This is a genomic window from Bordetella petrii, assembly GCF_000067205.1.
GTDB classification, from domain to species: Bacteria; Pseudomonadota; Gammaproteobacteria; order Burkholderiales; family Burkholderiaceae_B; genus Bordetella_A; species Bordetella_A petrii.
In genome coordinates this window covers 5,146,451-5,159,132 of the sequence record NC_010170.1, presented here as the reverse complement: position 1 = coordinate 5,159,132, position 12,682 = coordinate 5,146,451, and the positions used below count along the sequence as shown (strand labels likewise).

At 68.5% G+C, this 12,682-nt stretch carries 13 protein-coding genes; 2 read left to right on the top strand and 11 right to left on the bottom strand.

Annotated elements, in window-relative coordinates; genetic code table 11:
- Positions 1-44 precede the first annotated feature (44 nt).
- The 7 genes from BPET_RS24735 to BPET_RS24705 all read right to left on the bottom strand — a co-directional run bounded on the left by BPET_RS24735 (position 45) and on the right by BPET_RS24705 (position 6,353).
- Positions 45-779, bottom strand: a complete 735-nt coding sequence (locus BPET_RS24735; RefSeq protein ID WP_041863301.1) for an AzlC family ABC transporter permease — start codon at positions 777-779, stop codon at positions 45-47.
- A 57-nt stretch (positions 780-836) separates the two neighbouring features.
- Positions 837-1,136 carry an AzlD family protein gene (locus tag BPET_RS24730; RefSeq protein ID WP_012251710.1) on the bottom strand — a complete coding sequence of 100 codons (300 nt, stop codon included), beginning with the start codon at positions 1,134-1,136 and terminating at the stop codon, positions 837-839.
- Positions 1,137-1,265: 129 nt separating this feature from the next.
- Positions 1,266-2,279, bottom strand: coding sequence for a histone deacetylase family protein (locus BPET_RS24725; protein WP_012251709.1), 1,014 nt, complete (start codon positions 2,277-2,279; stop codon positions 1,266-1,268).
- Positions 2,280-2,433: 154 nt separating this feature from the next.
- Positions 2,434-3,414, bottom strand: coding sequence for a threonine/serine dehydratase (locus BPET_RS24720; protein ID WP_012251708.1), 981 nt, complete (start codon positions 3,412-3,414; stop codon positions 2,434-2,436).
- Positions 3,415-3,474: 60 nt separating this feature from the next.
- Positions 3,475-4,758: an MFS transporter gene (locus BPET_RS24715; RefSeq protein WP_012251707.1), complete on the bottom strand. Its 1,284-nt coding sequence runs from the start codon at positions 4,756-4,758 to the stop codon at positions 3,475-3,477.
- A gap of 24 nt (positions 4,759-4,782) precedes the next feature.
- On the bottom strand, positions 4,783-5,976 hold the full coding sequence (gene argE, locus BPET_RS24710) for an acetylornithine deacetylase (protein ID WP_012251706.1): 1,194 nt from the start codon (positions 5,974-5,976) through the stop codon (positions 4,783-4,785).
- Positions 5,973-6,353, bottom strand: coding sequence for a RidA family protein (locus BPET_RS24705; RefSeq protein ID WP_012251705.1), 381 nt, complete (start codon positions 6,351-6,353; stop codon positions 5,973-5,975). Before BPET_RS24705 ends, argE begins: the two co-directional genes overlap by 4 nt.
- Before the next feature lie 228 nt (positions 6,354-6,581).
- Here BPET_RS24705 and BPET_RS24700 point away from each other — a divergent pair, with 228 nt between their 5' ends.
- Positions 6,582-7,571: a helix-turn-helix transcriptional regulator gene (locus BPET_RS24700; protein ID WP_041863299.1), complete on the top strand. Its 990-nt coding sequence runs from the start codon at positions 6,582-6,584 to the stop codon at positions 7,569-7,571.
- On the opposite strand, the gene BPET_RS24695 is transcribed toward BPET_RS24700, so the two are convergent.
- A complete protein-coding gene (locus BPET_RS24695) occupies positions 7,549-8,232 on the bottom strand; it encodes a nitroreductase (protein WP_012251703.1) in 684 nt (227 codons plus the stop codon). The two genes, BPET_RS24700 and BPET_RS24695, sit on opposite strands and share 23 nt — an antisense overlap.
- Complete coding sequence (locus BPET_RS24690; RefSeq protein WP_158310102.1) at positions 8,229-8,777, bottom strand: PaaI family thioesterase; 549 nt, start codon at positions 8,775-8,777, stop codon at positions 8,229-8,231. Before BPET_RS24690 ends, BPET_RS24695 begins: the two co-directional genes overlap by 4 nt.
- A 31-nt stretch (positions 8,778-8,808) precedes the next feature.
- Here BPET_RS24690 and panB point away from each other — a divergent pair, with 31 nt between their 5' ends.
- Positions 8,809-9,636 carry a 3-methyl-2-oxobutanoate hydroxymethyltransferase gene (panB, locus tag BPET_RS24685; protein WP_012251701.1) on the top strand — a complete coding sequence of 276 codons (828 nt, stop codon included), beginning with the start codon at positions 8,809-8,811 and terminating at the stop codon, positions 9,634-9,636.
- A 175-nt stretch (positions 9,637-9,811) separates the two neighbouring features.
- On the opposite strand, the gene nadB is transcribed toward panB, so the two are convergent.
- Both nadB and nadA read right to left on the bottom strand, forming a co-directional pair.
- Positions 9,812-11,440, bottom strand: a complete 1,629-nt coding sequence (nadB, locus tag BPET_RS24680) for an L-aspartate oxidase (RefSeq protein ID WP_012251700.1) — start codon at positions 11,438-11,440, stop codon at positions 9,812-9,814.
- Positions 11,441-11,454: 14 nt separating this feature from the next.
- Positions 11,455-12,603 carry a quinolinate synthase NadA gene (gene nadA / locus BPET_RS24675; protein ID WP_012251699.1) on the bottom strand — a complete coding sequence of 383 codons (1,149 nt, stop codon included), beginning with the start codon at positions 12,601-12,603 and terminating at the stop codon, positions 11,455-11,457.
- Positions 12,604-12,682 lie beyond the last annotated feature (79 nt).

Here is a 12,682-nt window from a genome sequence, read left to right as displayed (position 1 = left end):
CGCTGATGGGCCTGCGTGCGGCCTACGGCAGGTGGCCGGTAGGCTCAGGGGCCGGGCTTGGCTGCGGGCTGCGCCGGCGCCCAGGCCAGCGCGGCCAGGATGCCCGCTACCGCGCCGGCCGCCACGTACCAGGCGCCGGGCAGGAGCTTGCTGGCCAGCGCCGCCACGACCAGGCTGACCAGCCATGGCCATGCGCGCCGCAGGCCGCGCCACATGCCGCGCAGCATGACCAGGAACACGGCGGGAAAGGCCATGTCCAGGCCGTACGCTTCGGGGTGGCCCAGCAGCGGCCCCAGGATGGCGCCCAGGGTGGTGCAGCTTATCCAGGCCACGTAGAACACCAGCGACGAGCCCATGTAGTAGGCCAGGCTGAAGGCCGGCCCGATGCCCTGTTCGGCGCGCCGCCGCGTGTCGGCCATGGACAGGGCCCAGCTGGCGTCGGTCATCAGGAACAGCGCGGGCAGCACTTTGCGCCTGGGCAGGTGCTGCAGGAAGGGCGTGAGCGCGGCGCCCATGACCAGCATGCGGCTGTTGACCAGGAAGGTCACGGCCATGATCAGCAGAACATGCGGCGGCGAGCTCCACAGGCCCAGGGCGGCGAACTCCGAGCCGCCGGCGAAGTTCAGGCCGGTCATGAGCGGCACTTCGAACGGGGTCAGGCCCTTTTGAGCGGCTTGCGCGCCCAGCACCAGGCCGAATGGAATGATGCCGAACAACACCGGCAGGCTGGCCGTGGCGCCGGCACAGCATTGGGTCCAGGTGGTGGCAGGGCCGGGCATCTGGCGGGCGTCGGCGCGGCGGGATGTCGGGGTGCTCATGTGCGCGGACAGGCGGCGTCAGGGCAGCAGGTGGCGCAGCAGCGCGGCGCTGCCCATGCCGATGATGACGGTGGGAAGCAAGGGCAGGCGCATGGCGGCGATCACGGTGCACGCCAGCGCGATGAGGTCGGCGGGCCGGTCGGCCACGAAGACGGGCGCGATGACCGAGAGCAGCACACAGCCGGGAGCGGCTTCCAGCACGGCCATCGCGCGGGGGCCCAGGCTGCGGTTGCGCAGCAGGATATAGCCGCCGATGCGGGCCAGGTACGTGACGGTGGCCATCAGGACGATGGCAAGCAGATTGGCGGGATCGACCATGGTGCGGATAGCGTGCCGGCAAAAGAGGGGGATGCGCTGGGTACATGATACCGGTGGCGCGGCGGCAGCCTGCTCTGCCGGCCCGCTAGCGTCGACCCAGGGTGGCCTGCGCCCGCACCAGGGTGGAAATCAGCGCAATCCCGCGAAAAACGCCTCGGCGTTTTCCGGCAGGCCTTCGATGTAGTAGCCGCCTTCCTGCACCACCAGCACGGGCACGCCGAAGCTGGCTACGGCGCGGCCGATGCGCTCGAAGCCGGCGCTGCTGACCGCGACCTTGGCCTGCGGGTCGCGCTCGAAAATATCGAACCCCAGCGCCAGCACCAGCACGTCGGGCTGGAACACCTGGATGGCATTGACGGCGATGTCGAGCTTGTCGAAGAACACCGATTCGGGCGAGCCGTGCGGCATGGGCAGGTTCAGGTTGTAGCCGAAACCCCGGCCCGCGCCTTTTTCGTTGTCGTAGCCGGCCACCACGGGGTAGAAGTTTTCCGGGTCGCCGTGAATCGACACGTAATAGACGTCGTCGCGCTCGTAGAAAATTTCCTGAATGCCCTGCCCGTGGTGCATGTCGGTGTCCAGCACTGCCACGCGCGCGTATTTGCCGCGCAGGCGCTGCGCGGCGATGGCGCAGTTGTTCAGGTAGCAGAAGCCGCCCGCGGCGTCGCGGCGGGCATGGTGGCCGGGCGGGCGGCATAGAGCGTAGGCGTGCCGGTCGCCGGCCAACAGGGCGTCGGCGCCGGCCACGGCCGATTGCGCCGACCAGTAGGCGGAATGCCAGGTCGACGGCCCTACCGGACAGCTGCCGTCGGCCAGGTAGCGCGCCGCCTTGGCCAGCACGCCGCGCAGCGCGTTGGGTTCGCGCACGAACACGTTGGACACGACTTCATCGCCCCAGTCTTCGGGCAGTTGTTTCCATTCGTGGTGGGCGGTTTTCAGGAACTGCAGGTAGTCGATCGCGTGCACGGCCGTCAGCGGCGCCATGCCCGCGTCGGGCGGCTGGCGCAGGTCGAAGCCCAGTTGTTTTACTGCCCCGACCAGGGCGTTGGCGCGGTCGGGCACTTCTTGGGGGGTGCGCATTTTGCCGCGCGAGAAATAGGTTTGCGGGTGATGCTGGGCCTGGTCGGGATGGTAATAGGCTTTCATGGCGGTCCGTAATAGGGCGCAGGCCCGGGCGGGGCGCCCGGGTGGTTGGCGATCTGGGGCATTGTGGACCAGATCGGGCGCGCGCCAAAGTACCAATTCCGCGCTAGCGGAGCGTACCGCTTGGCCGCCCAGGTGCCGCCGGCGGCGCGGGCCTTCAGCCGAGGCCCAGGTGCCGCGCGAAGGTGGCGGGGTCGGTATTGGTGCCGCACAGCAGCACGCCAACCCGCTTGCCGGCCAGTTCGGCCTTCAACCCGCCGACCAGCGCGGCCGTGGCGGTGGCGCATGCCGGCTCGGTGGCCAGCTTGAGCTGGTCGAACAGCAGGCGCATGGCGGCGCGCAGTTCATCGTCGGACACCTTGACCAGGCGGTCGACGTTGCGGCGGCACAGTCCGTAGCTGTATTGCTCGGTGTGCGGCGCCATCAGGCTGTCGGCGATGCTCTGCATGGGGCCCATCTTGACGGGGCCGCCGGTTTCAAAGCTGCGGTGCATGGCGGCGGCGCCTTCGGGCTCTACGCCGATGACCTGGCATTGCGGCGCCAGCAGTTTCACGGCGGTGCTGATGCCCGCCATCAGCCCGCCGCCGCCGATGGGAACGATCACGGCGTCGAGCGCGCCGGCCTGCTCCAGCCATTCGTGACCCAGCGTGGCGGTGCCCAGCACCGTGCGGTAGCCATTGAAGGGGTGCACGAAAAAACGCCCTTCCTCGTCTTCGATGCGGTGCACGGTGTCGAATGCCGTCTGGCCGTTTTCGGCCAGCACCACTTCGGCGCCGTACTGGCGGCACAGCGCCACGCGGGCCGGGCTGGCGGTCTTGATCATGACCACCTTGGCCGGGATGCCCAGGCGCATGGCGGCGTAGGCCACCGCAACGGCATGGTTGCCCGCCGACACGCAGGTGACGCCGGCCGCGCGCTGATCGTCGTCCAGCGCCAGCAGGTTCGAGAACGCGCCGCGCGCCTTGAAGGTGCCGCTGGCCTGCAGCAGTTCGAACTTGAAGTTCACCGCCGTGCCCGGCATGGGTTCGAAGTCGGTCTTGTCGAATACGGGTGTGGTGCGCACCCACTGTTTCAGCTGGGCGCGCAGGCCGGCGATGGCGGACAGGTCGGGAAGAGTGGTGGTGTCTAGCTGGGTCATGAGGATTCCTGCTTGGTACTGCCGGGTACGTAACGATGCCGGGGTTCGGTGCGGCGCGCCTTACTTCAGGCCCAGCCGTTTGCGCACGGCAAACAGCGAGGCCAGGCTGACCAGGGCCGCGAAGATCAGGTAGAAGCTGGGCGCCAGCTTGTTGCCGCTGGCCGAGATCAGCCACACGATGATGAAGGGCGCAAAGCCGCCGAAGATGGTTACTGCAATGTTATAGGCCAGCGACATGCCGGTCGTGCGCGACTGGGTGGGAAACAGGTCGGTCAGCAGAGCGGGCAACGCGCCGAAATAGCCCGACAGCAGCAGGCCGATGATGATCTGCACCACAATCATGGTGCCGAAGGTGGGCGAGGCCGCCAGCAGCAGGAAGAGCGGGTAGATCAGCACCAGGAACAGTGCGGCTGCCGCGACCATGATGCCGGTGCGGCCGTGGCGGTCGGACCAGTGGCCGACCATGGGCGCGACGATGAACTGCACCACGCCGGTAAGCAGTGTGGCTGCGAAAGCCGCCGCGGGCGGCAGGCCCAGCTGCTTGACCGCGAAGGTGGGCATGTACAGCACCAGGTAGGTGGCCACGGTGCCCAGCACCACGGTGCCGATGGCCAGCAGCAGGCGCAGGCGATGGGTGGTGAAGGTGTCGCTCAGCGGCGTCTCGGTGCGTTCGACGGCCAGGAACTCCGGCGTTTCGTCGATGCGGGTGCGGATGTAATACGCCACCGGTCCGATCACCAGGCCGAACAAGAAGGGAATGCGCCAACCCCACGACTGCATTTGTTCGGGCGTCAGCCATTCGTTCAGGCCGGCGCCGAAGCCCGCCGCGAGCAGCGTCGTCAGGCCCTGGCTGGCAACCTGCCAACTGGCGAAGAAGCCGCGGCGGTCAGGCGTGTGTTCGGCCAGAAAGGCCGTGGCGCTGCCGAACTCGCCACCGGCCGAGAAGCCCTGGATCATGCGCGCGGCCACGATACCAATGGGCGCCCAGATGCCGATGGCGTCGTATGTGGGCATGACGGCGATCAGCAGCGTGCCCAGCATCATCAGCACGATCGACAGCGTAAGCGTGGCGCGCCGGCCGACGCGGTCGGCGTATACACCCAGCACCACCGCGCCCAGCGGACGCATGAAAAACGATACGCCGAAGGTGCCCAGCGTCAGCAGCAGCGAGATGCTGTCGTTGTCAGAGGGAAAGAACAGCCGCGAGATCGTGACGGCGAAGAAACCGTAGACCACCAGGTCGAACCATTCCAGTGCGTTGCCGATCGAGGCGGCGGCGATGATGCGCCACGCGGCCGGTGACGCTCTGCCGGCGGCCGGGTTGAACGTCGTTGCGGTAGTCATGAAAGGCTCTCCCTGGAGTTGTGATTATGGTTGTGCAAGACTGTCGATGACGCGCGACAGGAACGCGTGGCACTGCGCCACTTGCTCCAGCGCGACGAATTCATTGGCTTTGTGCGCCTGCTGGATATCGCCCGGCCCGCAGATTACTGCCGGAATGCCGGCCCGCTGGAACTGGCCTGCCTCGGTGCCATAGGCGACCTTGCGGTGGGCGCTGTCGGCGGTAAGCGCGCGCACCAGCTGGGTGATGGCGGCCTGTTCCGATGCGTCCAGCGACGGGGCGCTGGCCAGCGATGTGAGTTCGATGGCCGCATCGGGATGTTCGCGGCGCATGCGAGGCAACAGCGTATCGTGGGCGTACGACTGGATGCGCGCGAAGAACTGGTCGGGATCCGCGCCGGGCAGGTTGCGGTGCTCGAACTCGAACTGGCATTGTCCGGGAATGGTATTGACCGCGATGCCGCCCTGGATGGTGCCCACTTGGGCGGTGCTGAAAGGCACGTCGAACGCGTCGTCGAACGGGCCCACCGCGCGCATGTGGTCGGCCAGTTCGCGAATGTGGCAGATCAGCTGCGCCGCGTATTCAATGGCGTTCAGGCCCTTGGGAGTCAGCGAAGAATGCGCGGCATGGCCGCGTACACAGCAGCGCCATACGTTGATGCCCTTGTGCGCCACGATCACGCGCATCGAGGTCGGCTCGCCCACGATGCAGCCTTCGGGCCGCACGCCGCGCGCCTGCAGGTCGGCCAGCATCAGGGGCGCGCCCACGCAGCCGACTTCTTCGTCGTACGACAGCGCGAAGTGGATGGGTTTCTTGAGGGTTGCGCCGGTCATGCGCGGCAGCAGCGACAGCGCGGTGCCGATATAGCCTTTCATGTCGCAGGTGCCACGGCCATACAGCCGGCCCTCGCGCACCTGGGGCTGGAACGGGTCGCTGTCCCAATCCTGGCCGTCGACCGGCACCACGTCGGTGTGGCCCGACAGCACGATGCCGCCCTGCGTGCCGCCATCGGCGGCCGGCACGGTGGCGTACAGGTTGGCCTTGGCGCCGCCGGCGTCGTAGCTCAGGTGCGATTCGATACCGGCCTGGCGCAATTCGTCGCGCACCATTTCAATCAGGCCCAGGTTCGAATTGCGGCTGGTCGTGTCGATGCTGACCAGCCGCTTGATCCAGTCGACGGCGTCGTGGGCCACGCCCAGGGCCGGATCGGCCGGGCTCATGCCGGCTCCCCTGTATGGCTGGCCACGGCTTCGATCTCGACCAACGCGCCGGGCACCATCAGGTCGGCGCGCACGGTCGAGCGGGCCGGCAGCACGGTGTTGCCGAAGTAGGCGCCATAGGCCGCGTCGAAGGCGGCGAAGTCTTCGACTCGGGCCAGCCAGACGGTGGTCTTGACGATGTCGCGGGCTGTCAGTCCGGCCGTGGCGAGCTGGCGCGCGATGTTGTCCAGGCAAGTGCGGGTCTGGGCCGCCACGTCGTCGCCAACGATGCTGAAGCCCGCGCCGAAGGCCATCTGGCCAGACACGAATACCAGTTCGCCGGCGCGCCGGATCATGGAAAAGTGGGGTTGGCGGCGGGGGGCGGCATCGTGCTGCATGTACAGGCTCCAGAGCGGTCGGTGCCGGCCAGCTTAGTCTTGTGCGCGCCGGCGCGCTTATGCGCACGTGTATGCTTTGTTTGCCGGACGGGCGAAATTGCGAACACGCCACCGTGTCTGAGGGTTTTCCCGTAGGTATCGGCGCGCCTGGCCCGTTGGCTTGACGCTGCGCGAAGCGCCCCGGTAATGTTATTGCCACCTTTCCGGTCCGCCTGGACTGCCCCCGCCGTGGATAACCTTGTTGTCAATCGCCTGCATGCCTACGTGCCGCACACCTATGAGGTGATCGGCGTGGAACCGGCCGGGTCGGCCTGTTTCATCAAGACGCGTCCGGCCGGCGCCGGACTGACAGGCTACCGCGATACGCTGGTGCTGGGCTCGGGCCTGTCGGCCAGTTGGGCCGACATTACCCGCCCGCGCGCCATGGAAGAGCATTACGACTGCAGCGGCGCCCTGAAAATCCATTTGCGCATGGCCGGCCATTCATCCGTGACCGACGGGCGCGAGCCGCCGCACGGCGTGGATGGCCTGTCGTGCAGCGCGCTGCTGCAGCCGCGCGGCGCCCGCAAGATCGAGATATTCGATGCTGGCGAGCGCGAACGCTCGGTGACGGTATCGTGCACGCGCGACTACCTGGTGCACGAACTGGGCCTGGACGCCGCCCGCTACGGGGGCGCGCTGGGCCGCTACCTGGACGACGATCCGGGCACGTTCGCGCTGTTCCGGGCCGGCATGACGGCCGCCATGCAGCAGGCCGCGCAGTGCTTTTTTGAAACCACGGATGACCGCTACATGCGCCGCCTGCTGTTGCAGGCGCGGGCCGAGGACATCGTGCGGCATTTTTTCGCTTGTATGTGCGCGGGCGAGGCGGCGGGCGAGATCCGGCCGCGCGACCAGGCCATCGCGGAACGCGTGGCGGCCCGCCTGGCCGAAACTTTTCGCGACCCGCCCAGCGTGCGGGAGCTGGCGCGGCAGGCCGGCGTCAGCGTGTCGAAGCTGTCGCGCATATTCAAGGCCGTGCATGGCGCGACGCTGTCGGAATACCTGCTGGCGGTAAGAATGCGCCATGCCATGGCGCTGATCCGCGCCCGCCTGCCGGTGACCCAGGTGGCCTTTGAGGTGGGCTACGACCATGCCGGCAATTTTTCTACCGCGTTCCGCAGGCACTACGGCGTATCGCCGCGCGCGGTCGGCGCTACGCCTCGTGAAAGGTCGTGAAGTCGTCAACCGACACGCGGCCGGTGCGGTACTGGTTGGCGGGCTCGGCTTCATCCTGGTAGCCGATTGAAATGCCGCACACCACGATCTGGTCGTCGGGAATGCCCAGGTGCTGCTTGACGATGTCGGGGTAGTTCGCCAGCGCTGCCTGCGGGCAGGTGTCCAGGCCGCAGCCGCGCGCCATGACCATGATGTTCTGCAGGAACATGCCGTAGTCGAGCCAGCTGCCCTTGTCCAGGTCGTTGTCGATGGTGAACAGCAGCACGCAAGGCGCGCCGAAGAATTCGAAGTTGCGCGCATGCTGGCGCGCCGAGGCCTGGCGGTCGCCCTTCTGGATGCCCAGCAGGCTGTACAGGCCCCAGCCGGTTTCGCGGCGCCGGTCGATGTACGGGCTGCGCCAGGCTACCGGGTAATACTGGTATTCGCGGCGCTCGGGCTCGCCGCGCGCATGCGCCTGCACCAGGGCCTGCGACAGCGCATCGCGCCGGGCGCCCGTGACCACGTGCACCTTCCAGGGCTGGATGTTGCTGCCGCTGGGCGCGCGCGCCGCGGCCTGCAGGATGCGGCGGATGAGGTCGGGCGGCACCGGCGTGGGCAGGAAGCCGCGCACGCTCTGGCGCGACACGATGGCTTGTTCGACAGTATGCGAGGTGTCCGTCATGCAGGGTTCTCCGTGGACGAGCTGGCCATCAGTTGTGGCCCGCCGTATTTGAACGACCCCTGCGCCGAAGCCAGGATGCGGCCATCAGGGGTGCAGACTTCGGCGCGCGCGAAATAGATTTTGCGGCCGCGCCCGGTAACGGTGCCGGTGGCGAGTACCTGGCCGCCCGTGACCGAGCCGATGAAATTGATCGCCAGCGAAATGGTGACCGCGTTGCCCTGGCTGTCGTCCATTTGCGGCACCAGGCCGGAATAGCCGCAGGCGGCGTCGAGCAGGGCGCAGACCACGCCCCCTTGCAGCGCTCCCTGGCGGTTCAGGTGCTGCGGACGCAGGTCCATGCTGAGCACAATCTTGCCGTCGCCCCAGCTTTGGATGACGGCGCCCAGCGAGTGCAGAAACGGATTGTGTTCGAAACCGGTCATGACAGATGCGAGGTTGGTGGCATGAATAGCCAGATGCCTGAATGGCCCGATCATACCGTTGACCGCGCGCCGGCGCGGGCCGCGGGCCATGGCGCTACCATAGACCGTTTTCAGTTCCGGCATTTTTCGGTATCGACATTTCCAGGCGTCCATCATGAGTGCACAGCAATCGCAGTCCCGCAAGACCACGACCGCCATCCGCCAGGCCAAGGGCCCCGGCAAAGTGGTGGCGCTAACGGCATACACCGCCCCCATGGCGCGCCAGCTCGACCCCCACGCCGACCTGCTGCTGGTTGGCGATTCGCTGGGCATGGTGGTGTATGGCCTGCCCAGCACCCTGGGCGTGACGCTCGACATGATGATCGCGCACGGGGCCGCTGTGGTGCGTGGCTCGACGCAGGCCTGCGTGGTGGTCGACCTGCCTTTCGGCAGCTACCAGGCCTCGCCCATGCAGGCGTTCGAGTCGGCCGCGCGCGTGCTGGCCGAGACCGGCGCGCAGGCCGTCAAGCTGGAAGGCGGCGTCGAGATGGCCGAAACGGTGCAATTCCTGACGGCGCGCGGCGTGCCGGTGGTCAGCCATATCGGCCTGATGCCGCAGCAGGTCAACACTGTGGGCGGCTACAAGGCGCAGGGCATGCAGGCCGACGGCAGCGAGCGCATCCTGCGCGACGCGCAAGCCCTGCAGGAGGCCGGCGCGTTCGCGCTGGTGGTCGAGTGCACGGCCGAGGCCGTGGGCCGGCGCGTGACCGAGGCCCTGCAGATTCCCGTGATCGGCATCGGCGCCTCGCCAGCGTGCGACGGCCAGATCCTGGTTACCGAAGACATGCTGGGTATGTCGGGCGCCCGGGTGCCGCGTTTTGTGAAGCAGTACGCGCAGTTGGGCGACGAGATCGGGCGCGCGGCGCAGCGTTATGCGCAGGATGTGCGGGCGGGGGCCTTCCCGGCGCCCGAACATTGTTTCGGCGTGCAGGCCAAGGCCTGATACCGGGCTTGCCGCCGGAAGCGCCAGGTGTCTGACACCCGCTGTATGCCTCAGCGATCTCAGTCGTACGGTGTCAGGCACCCTTCGGGAGCCTGACACCTGGCCTATACGCAGGCAACGCGCAGTTCTTCGCCTTAAGGTTGCGCCATGAGCGCCTGGCGCCCGGCCTATCCGGTCATGCGGCGGCCTGCGTTTCGTGCAGGGCTGTGGCACGCATGATGCTGGGGTGCGCCTCGGGCAGGGTGGCGGGCCAGTCCTGGTTGAAGTGCGCGCCACGGCTTTCGTGGCGCGCGCTGGCGGCGCGCACGATCAGGGCCGCCACCTGCAGCAGGTTGCGCAGTTCGAGCAGGCCGCGGCTGATGCCGCCAGCCTGCCAGCGCCGGGCCGTGTCGGCCTCCCATTGCGCGATGCGTTGCGCGGCGCGGGCCAGCGATGCGTTGCTGCGTACGATGCCGACGTCGTCGCGCATCAGTTGGCGCAGGGCCTGGCGGTCGCGCGCGACCGATGGGTGCGTCGCACTGCCGGCCCGCATGTGCGGCGCGTTCGCCCCGCCGGCCGCCGCGCCCGCGGTCGCGATGTTGGCCGTCATGGTGCCCGCCCGCTGCTCGGCCAGGATGGCCTGCGCCGCGGCGTGGCCCATTACCACGCATTCAAGCAGTGAATTGCTGGCCAGGCGGTTGGCGCCATGCAAGCCGGTGCAGGCGGTTTCGCCCACGGCGTACAGCCCGGGCAGGTCGGTGCGGCCCGCGGTATCGGCGAGCACGCCGCCGCAGGTGTAGTGCGCCGCCGGCGTCACCGGAATCGGCTCGGTCGCCATGTCGATGCCCAGTTCCAGGCAGCGGGCATAGATGTTCGGAAAGTGCTCCTGCAGGAATTCGCGCGGGCGATGGCTGATGTCCAGGTACACGCATTCCAGGCCGTGGCGCTTGATTTCCGTATCGATGGCGCGCGCCACCACGTCGCGCGGCGCGAGCTCGGCGCGCGCATCGTGCGCGGGCATGAAGCGCGTGCCATCGGGCAGGCGCAACAGGCCGCCCTCGCCGCGCACGGCTTCGGAAATAAGGAAGGCATCGCCTTGCGGGTGGTGCAGGCTGGTGGGGTGGAACTGGATGAATTCCAGATTGGCGACGCGGCAGCCCGCGCGCCAGGCCATGGCGATGCCGTCGCCGGTGGCCGCCGCTGGCGCGGTGGCCTGCGCGTAGACCTGGCCCGCGCCGCCGGTGGCCAGCACGACCCGCGGCGCGGCCAGCGTGGCCAGCCGGCCGTGCGCCGTGTCCAGCACCGTCAGGCCCAGGCAGCGGGCGGCGGGCGTGCCGGCGGGCCCGGCCAGCACCAGGTCGATGGCGCAATGCGCTTGCAGCCAGGTGATGTTCGGATGGCGGCGCGCGCGTTCGGCCAGTGCGGCCACCACCGCGCGGCCGGTGGCGTCGGCCGCGTGCGCGATGCGCCGGCGGCCGTGTCCGCCTTCGCGCGTCAGGTGCAATGCCGGCTGGCCGGGTGCTTCCGGGGTGAAGGCCACGCCTTGCTGTTGCAGCCAGCCGATCGCGCGGCGCGCATCGGCGGCAATACGGTGCGTGGCGTCGGCGTCGCACAGGCCGCCGCCCGCGACCAGGGTATCGCGCACGTGCTCGGCCACGCTATCCTGCGGGTCTAGCGCGGCGGCGATGCCGCCCTGCGCCCGATGGCTCGCGCTGTGCTCGACGCCGCCCTTGGCCAGCAGCGCCACGCGGCAACGCGGCGCCAGTTCCAGCGCGGTGGCCAGCCCGGCCAGGCCATTGCCGACGACGATGACGTCGTATGTCATGGTGGGCACTCCTGTCAGGCCGGGCCGACCCGTTCGTACAGCGCCGTGTCGCGCGCCAGGTCGCCGCTGGCGCGCACGCGTTGCTTGCGCTGTTCGGCGAAGGCCAGCATGCGGTCGATAGGCAGTTTGGCGCGGCGGCCCAGCTCCGGGTCCAGCGTGATTTCGTTGTGGCCGTGTTCCAGCACGTTGGCCAGTCCGGCCAGCTCGTTCATGGCCATCCACGGGCAATGGGCGCAGCTTTTGCAAGTGGCGCTGTTGCCCGCCGTGGGGGCCGCGATGAACTGCTTGCCGGGCGCGGCCGCGCGCATTTTGTGCAGAATGCCCTGGTCGGTGGCCACGATGAATTGCCCGGCGTCGAGCGCGCGCGCGGCGTCGATCAGCTGCGTGGTCGAGCCCACTACGTCGGCCTGGGCCAGCACCGCCTGGGGCGATTCGGGGTGCGCCAGCACCCGGGCCTGGGGGTGTTCGGCACGCAGCAGTTCGAGTTCGACGCCCTTGAATTCATCGTGCACCACGCAGGCGCCCTGCCACAGCAGCATGTCGGCGCCGGTCTGGCGCTGCACGTAGCTGCCCAGGTGCCGGTCGGGCGCCCACAGGATGCGCTGGCCGCGCGCGTGCAGGTTGGCCACGACGTCCAGCGCGATGGATGAAGTTACCACCCAGTCGGCGCGCGCCTTCACGGCCGCGCTGGTGTTCGCGTAGACCACCACCGTGCGGTCGGGATGTGCGTCGCACCAGGCGGTGAAGTCATCGTCGGGACAACCGAGGTCCAGCGAGCAGGTGGCCTGCAGGTCGGGCATCAGGATGCGCTTGGACGGACTGAGGATCTTGGCGGTTTCGCCCATGAAGCGCACCCCCGCCACGACCAGCGTGTCGGCCGGATGGTCGCGGCCGAAGCGGGCCATCTCCAGTGAGTCGCCCACGCAGCCGCCGGTGGCTTCGGCCAGTTCCTGCAGGTCGGCGTCGACGTAGTAATGCGCCACCAGCACGGCGCGCTCGCGCGCCAGCAGCTCGCGAATACGCTCGATCAAGGCGGCGCGCTGGCCGGGGGGCAAGGGTTCTGGCACGCGGGCCCAGGCCTGGCCGATGGTGGTGGGGCAGGCTGCCTGGGCCGGCGAGGCGGGCAGGTCGAATTCCACTGGCCGAGCGGCAAGTGTGTGCATGGCGGGGTCTCCGTGGCGAGCTGTCTGGCGCGACGGCCAATTTATGCTCATATCGAGCATTTTTAGGGTAAAAAAAGAG